A 15141-nucleotide genomic window follows, 5' to 3' on the forward strand; every position below is an offset into this window, starting at 1 on the left:
GAGCGCTTTTTTATACCACTTAATTTGATTAAGCAGTCAATTCTTTAACCGCAGCAACAACTGCTTCAGTGGTGATACCGAAGAATTGGAACAAGTCTTTTGCTGGAGCAGATTCGCCATAAGTGGTCATACCGATCACTTTGCCGTCTAAACCAACAAACTTCCACCAGTAATCTACATGAGCCGCTTCAACCGCTACACGTGCACGGATATGCGCAGGCAATACCGCTTCACGATACGCAACATCTTGCTTCATAAACTCTTCAGCACATGGCATAGACACTACACGCACACCTTCAAGTTGTGCATATGCTTCCATTGCCAATGAAACTTCTGAACCTGTGGCAATGATAATTGCTTTTAACTCGCCTTTTTCTTCAGCAAGTACATAACCACCTTTTGCAACGTTTTGAATTTGAGCTTCATTACGTGCTTGGAATGGCAAGTTTTGACGAGAGAAAATGAGCGCTGATGGACCATCTTTACGTTGAAGAGCCGATTTCCAAGAAACAGCTGCTTCAACTGTGTCACATGGACGCCATGTATTTAAGTTTGGTGTACCGCGCAATGATGCAATTTGTTCGATTGGTTGATGCGTAGGACCATCTTCACCTAAACCAATTGAGTCATGTGTATAAACATGAATCACACGTTGCTTCATCAATGCAGACATACGCACTGCATTACGTGCATATTCCATAAACATCAAGAAAGTTGCAACATAAGGAACAAAACCACCGTGTAAAGCCACACCGTTCGCAATTGCAGTCATACCGAATTCACGAACGCCATAATACACGTAGTTGCCCGCTGGGTTTTCTTGTACGCCTTGGCAACCTTTCCAAAGTGTTAAGTTAGAACCAGCCAAGTCAGCAGAGCCGCCTAATAATTCAGGAAGCAATGGACCGAATGCCTGTAAAGTATTTTGGCTTGCTTTACGTGTTGCAATCGTTTCTGCTTTTGTATTTGTTTCAGCAATAAATGCATCTGCTTGCGCAGCAAATTCGGCAGGTAAATCACCATTGATACGACGTAATAATTCAGCCGCTTCAGTTGGATATTTTGCTTGGTATTGAGCAAACAATTCATTCCAAGCTGCTTCAGACGTTTGACCTTTTGCTTTTGCATCCCAAGCTGCATAAACATCTTCAGGGATAACAAATGAATCTTCTTTCCAGCCTAATGCTTCACGAGTTAAAACGATTTCGTCTTTACCCAATGGTGCACCGTGGCAATCTTCTTTACCTTGTTTATTTGGTGAACCTAAACCAATAATCGTTTTACAGATGATGATCGTTGGTTTATTGGTTTCAGCTTTCGCTTTTACAGTCGCTTGACGGATTGCATCAGCATCATGACCGTCTACACGAAGGACTTGCCAACCATACGCCTTGAAACGTTGTTCAGTATCATCGCTGAACCAACCTTCAACTTCACCATCAATTGAAATACCATTGTCATCATAGTACGCAACAAGTTTACCAAGACCTAAAGTACCTGCGAGTGAACATACTTCGTGAGAAATACCTTCCATCAAGCAGCCATCACCTAAGAAGCAGTAAGTGAAGTGATCAACAACATTTAAACCGTCTTTGTTGAATTGAGCTGCCAAAGTTTTTTCAGCCAATGCAAAACCAACTGCATTTGCAATGCCCTGACCTAATGGGCCAGTTGTTGTTTCAATACCAGGCGCATAGCCATATTCTGGGTGACCTGGTGTTTTAGAATGTAATTGACGGAATTGTTTTAAATCTTCAATAGATAAATCATAACCAGTCAAATGCAACAATGCATATTGCAACATTGAACCATGACCATTCGACAATACAAAACGGTCGCGGTTCGCCCATTGTGGGTTGGTCGGGTTATGATTTAAAAACTCACGCCAAACAACATCAGCGATATCTGCCATCCCCATTGGTGCACCTGGATGCCCTGAGTTTGCTTGTTGCACAGCATCCATTGCCAAGACACGAATTGCATTTGCAATACGACGTTCATTTAAAGGGGTTGTCATAAGTCAGAATCCGATTAAATCAAATAAGATGAGAAGAAGATGAGAAATCATCTTTCAAAAGATGCGACTATTGTCTTAAAAAAACGCCAGTGGGTAAAGTGCAATACACGATATTTCTTATTTTTCGCTGATTCAGCTGTCATTCTATGCCTAAATGCTCATGTGATAGACAGAATGTAAATTTGAGACTAAGGATATTGGATACTAAATTACAGATTTATTCATATAAAAAGACATTAATATCAGTTTCATTGATACACATATCAATAAAAACATAATGAAAATGAAATAAATTCATGCTTTTTAGTCAGCTTATGCTAGTCCTATCCGCCAAGTCGATGTAACATACTCTGTCTTTTTGAAAATACCAATGATAGGACGTTCATGCGCGAGTATGCTGTTTTTACTTCAGAATCTGTAAGCGAAGGTCATCCAGACAAAATGGCTGACCAAATTAGCGATGCAATTTTAGATGCAATCCTAAAAGAAGACCCGTATGCGCGTGTCGCTTGTGAAACATTAGTAAAAACAGGTGCGGTTGTTCTTGCTGGTGAAATCACAACAACAGCAAATGTGGACTTTGAAGCGATTGTACGTCAAACCGTAAATGGAATTGGTTACCACCATTCTGATTTAGGTTTTGATGGCTCGACCTGTGCTGTCATCAACATGATCGGCAAACAATCTCCTGAGATTGCACAAGGTGTTGACCGCCAAAAACCAGAAGATCAAGGTGCTGGTGACCAAGGTCTTATGTTTGGTTATGCAAGCCGTGAGACTGATGTACTCATGCCTGCTCCAATCTCTTATGCGCACCGTTTAATGGAGCGTCAAGCAGAATTACGCCGTTCAGGTGCTCTGCCTTGGCTACGCCCAGATGCAAAAAGCCAAGTCACTTTTGCATATGAAAATGGCAAACCTGTTCGTTTAGATGCAGTTGTATTATCAACACAGCACGATCCTGAAATCTCTCAGATTCAGCTTAAAGAAGCAATTATTGAAGAGATTGTTAAGCCAATCATTCCTGCTGAAATGTTCCATGCTGGCACTAAATTCCACATCAACCCAACTGGTATGTTTGTGATTGGAGGTCCTGTAGGGGACTGTGGTTTAACAGGTCGTAAAATTATTGTAGATACTTATGGCGGTATGGCACGTCATGGTGGCGGTGCTTTCTCTGGTAAAGATCCATCGAAAGTAGACCGCTCTGCTGCTTATGCTGGTCGTTATGTGGCAAAAAATATTGTTGCGGCTGGTTTAGCAGATAAATGCGAAATCCAAGTGAGTTATGCAATTGGTGTAGCAGAACCAACGTCGATCTCTATTAATACGTTCAATACTGGTAAAGTATCAGACGAGTTGATTATTCAACTTGTACGTGAACATTTTGATTTACGCCCTTATGGCATCACACGTATGTTGAACCTCATTCAACCTATGTATAAGCAAACTGCTGCTTATGGTCACTTTGGCCGTGAAGGTTCTGATTCTGCATTTACATGGGAAAAAACCGATAAAGTTGAAATCCTTAAAGATGCAGCTGGATTGTAATCCACACTGCTCTTGCCTAAAAAAGCTCGCATTTGCGAGCTTTTTTATTTATCCCGAAATTATTTAGCCGAATCTGCATTATCTTGCTTAAACATCTCAAATAGCGAATTGCTTTGAGCTGGCTGATCTTCTTGATGATGTTGAGTATACAAATGTGCAAGCTTAATGACCACAACAACCGCAAGACATGCCGCTACACAGAACATCCATAAACCATATGGACTACGAATATGATGAGAACCACAGTATGGGCACTCTTTATCAGTTGATGCAACAACCTTGTCACAACATGCACAATGATATTGATATAACATCATTAATTCCTCCTACCACTTATTTTTTTATTTTCTTTTTACAACAATTTCAAACGTCACACTTTTATCCTATGAAAAAAAAACCGAGAATTCAATCTCGTTTTCTAACCTATCCATTCAAATTAACAATTTTTTATGACAATTTGATTAGAATCTCGATTTTAAACAAATCTTTAAGTTTTAAATATTATTTTGATCTTTCACATAATTTGATAAAATAAATTTTTGCAAGTTACAGATTACCTCATGACTCAATTAATTAATAAAGGTGGATTTCGCGAACGAGCGAACCGTAGCCGAAAATACAAACAATCTGAAAATGAGATAACAACCCTTCAACCAAGCCAATATCAACCACCAAACAAAGACGTTGATTTACCTGCTACCTTATCAACTCAGCATCCCAAAGAGCAAAGTGACAAGACATAAAAAAGCACACTCTATTTAGTGTGCTTTTTTTAATTCATTGAAATTAGTTTACGTCTTTTAACTCAATTTTCTTTTGATCTGGTTTTACTTCACGGGCTTCACCATCAATAATGGTTGAATCATGATATTGACCACCACCTTGTTGATTCTGCATATCCTGCATTTGACGCATCAGATCAGCAAATGGATTCTGACCCGTAGCACCTCCGCCCATACCCCCCATCATTTTATCCATCATAGCCTGCTGACGCTTTGCCATAGTTTTCATCAAAGCATTACGGAATGCTGTTTGAACAGGTGGAATTAATACCAGCACCGCCAACACATCTGAAATTAAACCAGGAACCATCAACAAAAAGCCAGCCATTGCTAGTGCAAGTTTCTTGGTAACCGCAGGATCACCACCCAATTGACCTGTCATCTGCATTTGCTGCAACTGTGGCATAATGCTTGATGTACTTGAGCGAACCAAGTTCAAACCAATAAAGAATGCGATGATAAACCAGAAAAAGACATACCACATACTTCCAACGAGGTCACCCACGCCAATCCAGACTAAAACCTCGGCAATTGTGCCAAATACCACGATAAGAAGTAGATTCATGTCAAATCTCTAAAAATTAAAACCTTGTGCAATCTTGAAGAATCAATCCTGACACAACAAATAAAATAAACTCGATAAACTAATTGATGGGTACATTTCTCAATTTATCAAGTGCAATACACCTACTTGTATAAAAAAGCCCCCAATTAAATCTGATCTAATTGAGAGCCAAGAGTATCTTTAACGATTAACCACAAGTTGCTTGAGTAATCTTTTTAGACTGAGGATCAACCGTTACAGTTACACGATTTTCTCGATAATCCATTGTAACAGGCTGGTTTGGTCCAACACTGCGAACAATTTCAGACTTGGTTTTTTGTTTGATTTGCTCTTCGCTGAGACCAGATTGACCGATTAACTTCGTTGCTTCATCAGCCACACACTTCGGTTGACTCGCACGGAATAGCTCCCATTCCTCCACCACCTGACCATTTGGCAACTTACAGTATCCAACCTGACCATTGGTTTCATTTTTAATTTCTAACTGACCACCTTGCTCTACACAATATTTACTTGCTGGATTAGCCATACCAATTTTTGGTGGAGTCATATCTTTATTTGGTGCTGCTGAACACGCTGCAAGTGAAGTAAGAACTGCACCTAAAAGTAAGATCTTTTTCATAAATTTGAATTCTGATAAAGTAAAAAGCAAAGATAACAAAATTATATAGATTATTATGTCTATGATTTGAAACAAGAACCTAGACGATGAAATGGACTTCATAACGATGTAGCCCATCCTTCTTTCAAGCTTATCAAATAACAAATAGAGATAGGTTTATTGAATAATGATGTATTCCAACCGGATAGCCTCATCAATCAAGTAATGCTCTTTGATGATATAAAAGTAAGGTCGTGTATCCACCCACTCATCCATTGCCATAATCGCTTGTGTATACCCCGTTACCGCTGAAAAATCTTTAACTTGTATAATATCCATGGACTTCATCCTTTTTTATTTAGCCTAACATATTATATTTATTCATATAGAACAAATTGATGCCGAATAAGTCACTTCCATACCTCACATTTTTCAACTTGAAGAAACATAAAAAACGTCTCACCGTGTGGAGACATTTTTTATAGAAATGAAGCTAAGTGAGTCTTAAAACGATACCATTTTTCCTGGATTTAACATTCCAGTAACGCCATACCAACCTTTTGACATTGGGATCGCCAAAGGTGCCAATAAGCGTCCAAACAAAATGTCGCTATGTTGAATTTTAGTGAGCATTGCGTAATCGGTATTCTTACCTAGAAAATCATCTGCAATGGCTTTACCGATACGCACGGTTTGTGCCACACCATGCCCACTCCAACCATGTACTGCATAAATTGGAAATTTCTGACCAAATTTTCGGTTATCAGTGGCACCATTCATAGTCAAATCACTGACACCACTCCAACAGAAGTCCATTTCGACATTTTCAAGCTGTGGAAAAACTTTATTAATTCGGCCTAATAAATATTGATTCATTCTGCCCGCAGCCCAACTTGTTCCCGTGCCTTGACCACCGAACAGCAAACGGTTCTGAGAGACTCCACGATAATAATCAATCTGTAACTGCGTATCGTAGACAGGATGGTCTTGTGGCAACAACTCAGTTAAAGGTCGTTCCAGTGGTGCAGTGACTGCAACATAAGTATGGAATGGAATGGCTGTCTGTTTCTTTTCAGGCAGTAACTTAAATGCATTATGATGCACTGCGATTACGACACTTTTACGTGCTTTAATCATACCTGAAGCTGTCTGCACATAGACACCATCGGCCTGTTCAGAAATCGATAATACTTCAGTTTGTTCAAAAACTTGCCCACCGTTTTTACAAAAGCCATGCACCAAAGCACGGTTGAGTGCTAATGGATGAATATGCCCCCCTAAATTATCAACCAAACCACCTTTATAAAGATCAGATTTAATTAAATCCTTAAGTTCATATTCACCCACCACTTTGGTATGATCTTCGCCTAAATATTTTCTGGCATCAGCACCTTGAGTTAAAGCAATTAAATGCCCTACATGCACAGCCGCTGTAATATGTCCGCGTTTACGTGCCAAATTTACAGTATATTCTTCTGCAATTTGATCAATTAAAGACATTGCTTCAGTAGATGTAAAATGCCAAAGTTTTTTAGCATCTTCATAACTAAAACGTTTAATCATTTCTTCAGCTTCCCAACGCGCTAGACCTGGAGTAAGCTGCCCTCCATTCCTACCTGACGCTGCGGAGCCAATACGATTCTTTTCTACTAAAATAGTATCTACACCTTGCTCAGATAAATGCAATGCTGTGGAAGAACCTAATAATCCCCCACCAATAACCACTACATCACATTCTTGATCTGCTGTTAAAGTATCGAAACAATGCCAGTCCTCTAAGGAACTTTCATAATAATTTGCGGGATGAACAAACTGCCCATGTTTTGGGTTGACCCAATTCCATTCGTTAGAATTTTTATATGCTTTACTTTCTTTAAAAACAACATCATCGAAATGCGTTGGTTTCTTTATATCACCAAACATTTTAAATTCACCTAACACAATCTTTTACTGATTAATGCAAATAGCTTATCGCAGAAAAACTGAGCAACAAAACCAGAATCTTTCAATAATTTTGATAGGTAAATAAGTAGCTATACAGTCCGTCAACATACTCAAAATGATGAAATCAATAAAGTTTGATATGCACATATCTTAAAGCGTCAACGATAAAAATGAGGGCGCAGAATAAAAATAAAGATTTGAAAATTAAAAAAGCACCCGAAGGTGCTTTTTTCTCTTATAGGCTGGTTGCAAGCAATACTACAAAGCTAAATAACAACGTACCTAAAGATCTCTTGCAATGTACATGAACTTCTTGCTCAAACCCTTGAGCATACGGCTCCAAGTTTTCCATAACTTTAACGCTCATTAAATGTACTACACTTATTAATTTGCCTAACAAATCAATAGAAATAAATTAGCAAAAAGTCGTATATCTTGCTAGTGCAATTTTTCAACCAAATGGTGAATTTATGACAAAAAATGACACTTAATGTGGGGTAATTAAAAAAAATAGTCTGTTTTAAAGAAAATAAAATTTTGAGACAAAAAAAGCCCACCAAAGTGAGCTTTTTTTAAATATCGTGCTGAGTTTTAAGCAACGACAGTAATACCACTTGCTTGAGGGCCTTTTTTACCTTCAGTAATGGTAAAAGATACGCGTTGACCTTCATGTAGCACTTTGAAACCACTGCTTTGGATTTCGCTGAAATGAGCAAAAACGTCTTGTCCAGAGTCTGCATGAATAAAGCCAAAACCCTTAGTTTCGTTGAACCACTTAACTGTACCAGTCACAGTATTAGACATATATTTAAACCTATTTTAAAAAATTTGGGGCGCTTAACAGCGAGCAACTTGGAATCATAAACTCTGAGAGGAAATCTGATAAAACGAAAGGTTTATCAACAACTATATGAGATGCAAGATTTTCTGAATCAACAGCGTTATTCTTCTAGTTAGCTTTCACTATACACGACTTTACATTTTTCACGCAATCTCTATCTATCGATCCGACTTCCTACTTCTTTTTTCCACATGTTATTTTGGATCAAGAACAAATAGAAAATAAAAAAATTTAATTATTTTCAAATACTTAAAATTAAATATTCTCATCTAAATTCTAAATTATGATTTTTATATAAATTTTTAACATATTATTTCATTTCCTTTTGCTCACAAATATTCGCCATCCCTCTAAGTTCCGATTATTATTAGTCACAAAAAAAAGCCCACTGTTGTGAGCTTTTTTTTCACTGGTCTAAAGTAATTAGATAACAGTAATTAGAGTTGCTTGTGGTCCTTTTTTACCTTGACCAAGAACAAACGAAACGCGTTGGCCTTCATTCAATACTTTGAAGCCCTTGCTTTGGATTTCGCTGAAATGAGCAAAAACATCTTCGCCAGAGTCAGCTTGAATGAAACCAAAACCCTTAGTTTCGTTGAACCACTTAACAGTACCAGTAACTGTATCAGACATACCTTTAAACCTTTTAAACTTTGTTCATTTATGAATTAAATCAAAATTTTTACATCGTGATTTAATACAATCTATCCTTATTGAATAGATACTACAAGTATGTGAACCATTTATGTCAATCGATAAAGTTGATTAACATCTGTATAAAAGCTTTTCCCGTCCAAATTAAAGTCAATTTCTTGACCTGATTCCAACAGGATCTTCTTTCCTACTTCTACCCACTTAAAGCCATTCAGCGTGTTTTGCTGACGCTTTAAAGGGATGATTCTCACACAAATTTCATTGCCATTGCTGGCTTTGGCTACACGCCATTCATTAATAATTTTCAACACAAAATCACTCATTTCTGAGCTCAAGTGATCGATTTTGATTTACTATAACACTAGACAGATGAGAGAGGATAGCTACATTTCTAGAATCTAATAATTTTTAGCTTTACTTTGGGTTATTTCAGCTAACTGAATTGTTACTTATTCTTTCTAAGCAACAATCTTAAATACATCACAGAGCATAATTAAATTTGATTGGTAGCGGGGGCTGGATTTGAACCAACGACCTTCGGGTTATGAGCCCGACGAGCTACCAGACTGCTCCACCCCGCATCAATGGAGTGACTTTATACGCCCATCTCCCCAACAATGCAAATGTTTTTTAGAAAAAACCCTGATTTTGCTTACCAATGCCTAAATTAAGTACAAAATGATCTTTTTTACAGCTATTCACTCATCTTCAACGGATCACTCCTAGCTCGTTTAAAACTTTTAAATATTTAAAAGCAATGTTCCTGATTGTTCAACAAATAAACTATTTTCTTATAATTCAAAATACTACAAAAAAATTATGCAGTAAAAATCCTGATATGTAACAATATTGACTGTCTTTTATTTTTATAGTGCTTCATGTCATTAATTATTGGTATTGATCCTGGCTCACGCTTAACAGGTTACGGAATTATCGAAAAAGATGGCAACAAATTGCGTTTTGTTGATGCAGGGACAATTCGTACTGAAACACAAGGCATGCCTGAACGCTTAAAGCGAATTTTTGCTGGTGTCGAACGTATTGTTAAATTTCATGGCCCAACGGAAGCGGCTGTGGAACAAGTATTTATGGCACAGAACCCAGACTCTGCATTAAAACTTGGTCAAGCCCGTGGTGCAGCGATTGCAGCATTGGTGAATCAGGATTTACAAGTCGCTGAATATACTGCCCGTCAGATTAAACAGTCTGTCGTTGGTTATGGCGCTGCAGATAAAGAACAAGTTCAAATGATGGTGATGCGTTTACTCAATTTGACTATTAAGCCACAAGCCGATGCTGCTGATGCGCTTGCAGCAGCAATTTGTCATGCCCATGCTTCAGGTAGTATGAGCAAAATGGCTGTCTTAAATGCTTTAGGTGGTATGGCGCGTGGGCGTAGTCGTTCAAGCACCAGACGCCGTTAGGTTGAGTGATTTACTACGGTATAAATCATTTTCCCCATTTCATAGGCCTGTAAACCTCTAGTCCCTTTTTCAGCAAGCAAATCACCCGCCTGAGCATGTAGGCTGACAATCTCATGCAAAGCTATCTGTTGATGAAATTGAGCTTTTAGACTGGCAATCATACCTGCCAACACATCCCCCATACCGCCTGTGCCCATTCCAGCATTACCCTGCGCACAGATAAATAATTGTGTTTCTAAAATTAGACTACCTGCACCTTTTAATACCCATTGCCCTGCATATTTTTGTTGTAACTGTTGAATGGCAGCAATTCGGTCTTGTTCAATATCCGCGGCAGTGCACCCTAACAATGTTGCTGCCTCGCCTGGGTGAGGTGTTGCATAGAGATGTTGGTTTAATTGTTGTGGATATTTAGCCAGAAACCAAAGTGCATCTGCATCAAGTACAACGTCTAAATGTGGGATTTGGTTGAGTAAACTGAACCATTGCAAATATATCTGCTCTGACCATTCATCTCGCCCTAGACCCATCCCAATACAAACTGTATCCACTTGTGCTAATAGCTGTTGAATCGCTTCTTGGTCTAAGCTATTAATATCACGCACCATAATATTAGGTGCACGCGCCAAAATGGCTTGATGATGTTTACCATGACAGATCACACTGACTTTTCCAGCACCTGCATAAAATGCCGCTTCAGCAGACATGATCACTGCGCCTCCCATATCTGCATGGCCACCAACGACTAATACATGCCCATAGCTACCCTTATGTCCAAATGCTTGCCGTTTTGGTAATACAATTTTTTCAGGTGACAAATATGCAAGTGGTTTTAATTCTGCATCAGTCGGGATCAGGCTAACTAAATGTAGCTTCCCCACATATTCTTTGCCTTGACCTGTAAACAAACCTGCTTTATAGCCTAAAATCGTAAAGGTCAGATCAGCTTGTACTGCACAGGGCAAAGTTTGTCCTGTATTGGCCTGTAACCCACTGGGGATATCGATTGCTACTTTTAAGCCCGTTTGTAGATTATAAAGCTGAATAATTTCCTGCCATTTTGAGTCTAGCGCTCGGTTTAAGCCAATACCAAATAAGGCATCAATATGACAGTCGAAAGTTGGAATTTCTTGGTGAACTGCCTTTTCTGACAATAAATAATCAATCGTTTGAATATCGACTTGATGGGACTGTGCATAATCAAATGCTTGTTGTAAGTCGGGTGATTGACCAAGCTCTGTCGCAAATACAGTGATGCTAAATCCTTGTTGCTTTAAAAAAGCAGCAACATAGTATCCATCCCCAGCGTTATTACCTTGCCCGCACCAAACTGCGATCTTTTGAATTTTATTTTGCTGAAATTGTTGATGTAACTGTTGTGTGATTGTCCAAGCGGCTTGCTGCATAAGCCCTAAAGATGAATTTTGCTGAGCAAACCAACGTTGCTCCCATGCTTGTATACTCTGGCTATGGTAAACTACAGCTTGCATGATTTTCCCCTTTATTATTGGTTTATGGCTTCAAGCACATTATCTCAAATACAGTCGCAGAAAATGCCTGATAAAATCGAGCTACAACAGCTTGATCCGCAAGCACTGAAAGACTGGATCAAAGCACAGGCTTTAGACTTAGGCTTTGCTGATTGTGTCATTGCCAAACCAGATGCTCAAGATCAAATGCCACGTTTTAAGGAATATTTAGAACGCGGTTATCATGCAGATATGCACTATTTAGAAGAAAACCTTGAAAAGCGTGCTGATCCAACATTGCTCGTTCCAGGTACAAAAAGCATTATATGTGTGCGTATGAACTATCTTGTGGCATCACCCAAGCCCCGTTATGTACCATTTGAACCAAATTCTGCCATTATTGCGCGCTATGCCCGAGGCCGTGACTACCATAAAGTCATGCGTGGGCGTCTAAAAACGTTAGCGACTCGTATTAAAGAAAAAGTTGGTGATTTTGAATCACGTCCCTTTGCCGACTCTGCCCCAATTTTTGAAAAATCGCTGGCAGAAAGTGCCGGTATGGGATGGACAGGTAAACATACTTTACTTATTCACAAAAAATCAGGTTCTTTTTTTGTTTTGGGTGAACTGTTTACGTCACTTGAACTCCCCTTTGATCAACCTGCCAGCGCACATTGCGGCTCATGTACAGCTTGTATCGACATTTGTCCAACACAAGCGATTGTTGAACCTTATATGCTGGATGCCAGAAAGTGTATTGCGTATTTAACTATTGAATATAAAGGGATCATTCCTGAAGAATTACGCTCGGGTATCGGCAACCGAATTTTTGGCTGTGATGACTGCCAGTTGATTTGCCCTTGGAATAGCTTTGCTAAAAAAGCGTCTATTCCAGACTTTGACCCAAGACATAGCTTAGATGACATCAGCTTGTTAGAGATTTGGCAATGGGATGAAGCAACTTTCTTAGCAAATACCGAAGGCAGCCCAATCCGCCGTACAGGCTATCAATCATTTAAACGCAATATTGCAATCGGTCTGGGAAATGCTCCATACTCGGCTGAGATCGTGACGCAATTGCAAGATGCAAAAACTGCGCACGATGAGGTCGTCAATGTACATATTGATTGGGCAATTCAACAGCAATTGCTGCAGATAAACGTACACTAAATAGAAAAATGATGTTTTTTGCCCTTTGGCTTTGGCACGATTTCTGTATGATGAATCTCAATGTCTGTAATCAATCATCATGGATATAACAATGACTTTACGTAATGACTGGACTCGTGATGAAATCCAAGCTTTATATGACCAACCTTTTTTAGACTTAGTATTTGAAGCACAAGGCGTTCATCGTCAGCATTTCCAAGCAAATAGCATTCAGGTGAGTACCCTACTTTCAATTAAAACAGGTAAATGCCCAGAAGACTGTAAATATTGCTCACAATCTGCTCGTTACGATTCTAAGTTAGAAGCAGAAAAGCGTATTGCCGTTGATAAAGTCATTCGTGAAGCACTTGCAGCAAAAGAATCTGGTTCTTCACGTTTCTGTATGGGTGCTGCTTGGCGTAACCCACATGAACGTGATATGCCTTATGTCCTTGAAATGGTTCGTGAAGTCAAAGCCCTAGGCTTAGAAACTTGTATGACTTTGGGTATGCTCAACCAATCTCAAGCAGAACGCTTAAAAGATGCAGGTCTAGACTATTACAACCACAACCTAGACACTTCACGTGAATACTATTCGCATATCATTAGTACACGTACTTTTGACGACCGTCTGGATACGCTCGATCATGTTCGTCAAGCAGGTATGAAAGTTTGTAGTGGCGGTATTGTTGGCTTAGGTGAAAGCCGTAATGACCGTATTGGTCTATTACATGAGCTTGCGACCATGCCAGTACATCCAGAATCCGTGCCAATTAACATGCTGGTTCCAATTGAAGGCACACCTTTGGCTAATGTTGAAAAACTTGATGTTACTGAGTGGATCCGTACCATTGCTGTAGCACGTATCATCATGCCGCATAGTTATATTCGCCTTTCAGCTGGTCGTGAATCATTAAGTGATTCTGACCAAGCGCTTGCATTTATGGCCGGTGCAAACTCACTCTTCTCTGGGGAAAAACTACTTACAACACCGAATGCGGGTGAAGGTAAAGATCAAGTTCTATTTGCTAAATTAGGTTTAACCGCAGAAAAACCTAAGCCAAGCATTGCCGAACTATCAGTAGATGCCATGAGTGCATAAACAAAAAAAGCCTTGTCATTTGACAAGGCTTTTTTTAGATATGATTAAATTGATGTCACCAAAATGCCATATTTAGCATTTAAAAACATTCCAACACGGATGATGTCAACACCTGCTGCATGCGTGACTGACAATTCTTGACTATGCACATCAAAATGAAATGAATCAAAAATATCTTGATGTTGCATTAACCATGCAATCGTATCAGCAATACGCTCATCAACAGTATATGTTTCTGATTTAAAGTCCTTATTCATAGCACTATGTTATATCTTCACTTGATCTTTCAATCATAGCGGATAGATCAGGTTCGTGCAGCTTGTTAAAAAAACACTTAGTAAAGGACATTACTCACTAAGTGTATTAACTTGAAATACGTTTTTAATTACTTAAGCCGCTTGTGGACTCAAAATACTTTGACCTGCCTTTAAGCTTGCTACAGCTTTGGCATTAAATTCTAAAGTCAATACATGGTTATCTAGATGGACATGATAAGACTGAATCAATGACTGCTGCCCCTCATCTGTTTCAAGCACATATTCATCTGCAATATTTAAAATACCTTCTAAATTGGTTGTACTAGAGGCACGATCATGGCTGAATAAATCATAGATCGTCTGCAGATTAAAGCTTGTTTGCTGTTCCGTAGCATGGCTTTTTAAATAACTTTCTAGGAATAAAACAAACTTGTGAGCGAAGAAATAGTAGTTTGGTTTGTGGGTATAAAGCATGTTCATTGAAAGCTCCTTTACGGTGTTTTTTTCATCTAATCATGACTAAAAAACTAAGGATTAAACCTTAAAAGATTCTTAAAAGAACTTTGAGCTTTTTGTTAATAAACTTAATAATCACTCTAAAAACTTGATTATTCATCTAAATTATTTTTTTATTTTTGCAATACAGATCACAAAAAAATCTAGATTCCTTCATTTTTTGATCAAAAAATGACCAAATAGACCTTTTTTATGAAAGGAAAAAACAATCAGTCTTAAGCAATATTAAACAAACAAGCTAAAAAAGCTGTTTTTACTAAAAATAAAAA

17 protein-coding genes and 1 tRNA gene are annotated in these 15141 nt (G+C 38.6%); 5 read left to right on the forward strand and 13 right to left on the reverse strand.

Annotated features, from left to right (window positions below):
- Positions 1-28 precede the first annotated feature (28 nt).
- The gene (gene tkt, locus NDN11_RS10515) at positions 29-2017 is read right to left on the reverse strand and encodes a transketolase (protein ID WP_251109586.1); all 1989 of its coding nucleotides are present in this window, start codon (positions 2015-2017) and stop codon (positions 29-31) included.
- A 384-nt stretch (positions 2018-2401) separates the two neighbouring features.
- Here tkt and metK point away from each other — a divergent pair, with 384 nt between their 5' ends.
- A complete protein-coding gene (gene metK / locus NDN11_RS10520) occupies positions 2402-3568 on the forward strand; it encodes a methionine adenosyltransferase (protein WP_005211901.1) in 1167 nt (388 codons plus the stop codon).
- 59 nt (positions 3569-3627) lie between these two features.
- On the opposite strand, the gene NDN11_RS10525 is transcribed toward metK, so the two are convergent.
- On the reverse strand, positions 3628-3885 hold the full coding sequence (locus NDN11_RS10525; protein ID WP_167247629.1) for a hypothetical protein: 258 nt from the start codon (positions 3883-3885) through the stop codon (positions 3628-3630).
- 243 nt (positions 3886-4128) lie between these two features.
- On the opposite strand from NDN11_RS10525, the gene NDN11_RS10530 reads away from it, so the two are divergent.
- On the forward strand, positions 4129-4311 hold the full coding sequence (locus NDN11_RS10530; protein WP_251109587.1) for a hypothetical protein: 183 nt from the start codon (positions 4129-4131) through the stop codon (positions 4309-4311).
- 43 nt (positions 4312-4354) lie between these two features.
- Here the strand turns inward: NDN11_RS10530 and NDN11_RS10535 are convergent, their stop codons facing one another.
- The 8 genes from NDN11_RS10535 to NDN11_RS10570 all read right to left on the reverse strand — a co-directional run bounded on the left by NDN11_RS10535 (position 4355) and on the right by NDN11_RS10570 (position 9536).
- Positions 4355-4915 (reverse strand): FxsA family protein, encoded by a 561-nt coding sequence (locus NDN11_RS10535; protein ID WP_251109588.1) that lies wholly within the window; start codon positions 4913-4915, stop codon positions 4355-4357.
- Positions 4916-5102: 187 nt separating this feature from the next.
- Entirely contained in the window at positions 5103-5537 is a 435-nt protein-coding gene (locus NDN11_RS10540) for an I78 family peptidase inhibitor (RefSeq protein ID WP_167247634.1), read from the reverse strand.
- A 156-nt stretch (positions 5538-5693) separates the two neighbouring features.
- Positions 5694-5855, reverse strand: a complete 162-nt coding sequence (locus tag NDN11_RS10545; protein ID WP_251109589.1) for a hypothetical protein — start codon at positions 5853-5855, stop codon at positions 5694-5696.
- Positions 5856-6020: 165 nt separating this feature from the next.
- On the reverse strand, positions 6021-7439 hold the full coding sequence (locus NDN11_RS10550) for an NAD(P)/FAD-dependent oxidoreductase (protein WP_251109590.1): 1419 nt from the start codon (positions 7437-7439) through the stop codon (positions 6021-6023).
- Positions 7440-8051: 612 nt separating this feature from the next.
- Positions 8052-8264: a cold-shock protein gene (locus tag NDN11_RS10555; protein WP_004807774.1), complete on the reverse strand. Its 213-nt coding sequence runs from the start codon at positions 8262-8264 to the stop codon at positions 8052-8054.
- Positions 8265-8724: 460 nt separating this feature from the next.
- Positions 8725-8934: a cold-shock protein gene (locus NDN11_RS10560; RefSeq protein ID WP_004653101.1), complete on the reverse strand. Its 210-nt coding sequence runs from the start codon at positions 8932-8934 to the stop codon at positions 8725-8727.
- Between the two features lie 110 nt (positions 8935-9044).
- The gene (locus NDN11_RS10565) at positions 9045-9278 is read right to left on the reverse strand and encodes a hypothetical protein (protein ID WP_004807776.1); all 234 of its coding nucleotides are present in this window, start codon (positions 9276-9278) and stop codon (positions 9045-9047) included.
- Positions 9279-9459: 181 nt separating this feature from the next.
- Positions 9460-9536: transfer RNA gene (locus NDN11_RS10570), tRNA-Met, on the reverse strand.
- 297 nt (positions 9537-9833) lie between these two features.
- On the opposite strand from NDN11_RS10570, the gene ruvC reads away from it, so the two are divergent.
- Positions 9834-10379, forward strand: coding sequence for a crossover junction endodeoxyribonuclease RuvC (gene ruvC, locus NDN11_RS10575; protein WP_167247642.1), 546 nt, complete (start codon positions 9834-9836; stop codon positions 10377-10379).
- On the opposite strand, the gene NDN11_RS10580 is transcribed toward ruvC, so the two are convergent.
- The gene (locus tag NDN11_RS10580; RefSeq protein ID WP_251109591.1) at positions 10376-11869 is read right to left on the reverse strand and encodes an NAD(P)H-hydrate dehydratase; all 1494 of its coding nucleotides are present in this window, start codon (positions 11867-11869) and stop codon (positions 10376-10378) included. The genes ruvC and NDN11_RS10580 overlap by 4 nt on opposite strands.
- Before the next feature lie 24 nt (positions 11870-11893).
- Between NDN11_RS10580 and queG the strand changes: the two genes are divergently transcribed.
- Both queG and bioB read left to right on the forward strand, forming a co-directional pair.
- Positions 11894-13018: a tRNA epoxyqueuosine(34) reductase QueG gene (queG, locus tag NDN11_RS10585; protein WP_167247646.1), complete on the forward strand. Its 1125-nt coding sequence runs from the start codon at positions 11894-11896 to the stop codon at positions 13016-13018.
- 91 nt (positions 13019-13109) lie between these two features.
- On the forward strand, positions 13110-14099 hold the full coding sequence (bioB, locus tag NDN11_RS10590) for a biotin synthase BioB (RefSeq protein ID WP_251109592.1): 990 nt from the start codon (positions 13110-13112) through the stop codon (positions 14097-14099).
- 44 nt (positions 14100-14143) lie between these two features.
- Here bioB and NDN11_RS10595 read toward each other — a convergent pair whose 3' ends face one another.
- Both NDN11_RS10595 and NDN11_RS10600 read right to left on the reverse strand, forming a co-directional pair.
- Positions 14144-14356, reverse strand: a complete 213-nt coding sequence (locus NDN11_RS10595) for a hypothetical protein (protein WP_167247650.1) — start codon at positions 14354-14356, stop codon at positions 14144-14146.
- A gap of 132 nt (positions 14357-14488) precedes the next feature.
- Entirely contained in the window at positions 14489-14836 is a 348-nt protein-coding gene (locus tag NDN11_RS10600; RefSeq protein WP_167247652.1) for a hypothetical protein, read from the reverse strand.
- Positions 14837-15141: the final 305 nt, after the last annotated feature.

It is taken from the genome of Acinetobacter sp. C26M, from assembly GCF_023702675.1.
Classification (GTDB): Bacteria; Pseudomonadota; Gammaproteobacteria; order Pseudomonadales; family Moraxellaceae; genus Acinetobacter.

Excerpts from the sequence above, each read along its gene's own strand:
- tkt (WP_251109586.1), bottom strand. The coding sequence starts at position 2,017 with ATGACAACCCCTTTAAATGAACGTCGTATTGCAAATGCAATTCGTGTC.
- metK (WP_005211901.1), top strand. The coding sequence starts at position 2,402 with ATGCGCGAGTATGCTGTTTTTACTTCAGAATCTGTAAGCGAAGGTCAT.
- NDN11_RS10525 (WP_167247629.1), bottom strand. The coding sequence starts at position 3,885 with ATGATGTTATATCAATATCATTGTGCATGTTGTGACAAGGTTGTTGCA.
- NDN11_RS10530 (WP_251109587.1), top strand. The coding sequence starts at position 4,129 with ATGACTCAATTAATTAATAAAGGTGGATTTCGCGAACGAGCGAACCGT.
- NDN11_RS10535 (WP_251109588.1), bottom strand. The coding sequence starts at position 4,915 with ATGAATCTACTTCTTATCGTGGTATTTGGCACAATTGCCGAGGTTTTA.
- NDN11_RS10540 (WP_167247634.1), bottom strand. The coding sequence starts at position 5,537 with ATGAAAAAGATCTTACTTTTAGGTGCAGTTCTTACTTCACTTGCAGCG.
- NDN11_RS10545 (WP_251109589.1), bottom strand. The coding sequence starts at position 5,855 with ATGGATATTATACAAGTTAAAGATTTTTCAGCGGTAACGGGGTATACA.
- NDN11_RS10550 (WP_251109590.1), bottom strand. The coding sequence starts at position 7,439 with ATGTTTGGTGATATAAAGAAACCAACGCATTTCGATGATGTTGTTTTT.
- NDN11_RS10555 (WP_004807774.1), bottom strand. The coding sequence starts at position 8,264 with ATGTCTAATACTGTGACTGGTACAGTTAAGTGGTTCAACGAAACTAAG.
- NDN11_RS10560 (WP_004653101.1), bottom strand. The coding sequence starts at position 8,934 with ATGTCTGATACAGTTACTGGTACTGTTAAGTGGTTCAACGAAACTAAG.
- NDN11_RS10565 (WP_004807776.1), bottom strand. The coding sequence starts at position 9,278 with ATGAGTGATTTTGTGTTGAAAATTATTAATGAATGGCGTGTAGCCAAA.
- ruvC (WP_167247642.1), top strand. The coding sequence starts at position 9,834 with ATGTCATTAATTATTGGTATTGATCCTGGCTCACGCTTAACAGGTTAC.
- NDN11_RS10580 (WP_251109591.1), bottom strand. The coding sequence starts at position 11,869 with ATGCAAGCTGTAGTTTACCATAGCCAGAGTATACAAGCATGGGAGCAA.
- queG (WP_167247646.1), top strand. The coding sequence starts at position 11,894 with ATGGCTTCAAGCACATTATCTCAAATACAGTCGCAGAAAATGCCTGAT.
- bioB (WP_251109592.1), top strand. The coding sequence starts at position 13,110 with ATGACTTTACGTAATGACTGGACTCGTGATGAAATCCAAGCTTTATAT.
- NDN11_RS10595 (WP_167247650.1), bottom strand. The coding sequence starts at position 14,356 with ATGAATAAGGACTTTAAATCAGAAACATATACTGTTGATGAGCGTATT.
- NDN11_RS10600 (WP_167247652.1), bottom strand. The coding sequence starts at position 14,836 with ATGAACATGCTTTATACCCACAAACCAAACTACTATTTCTTCGCTCAC.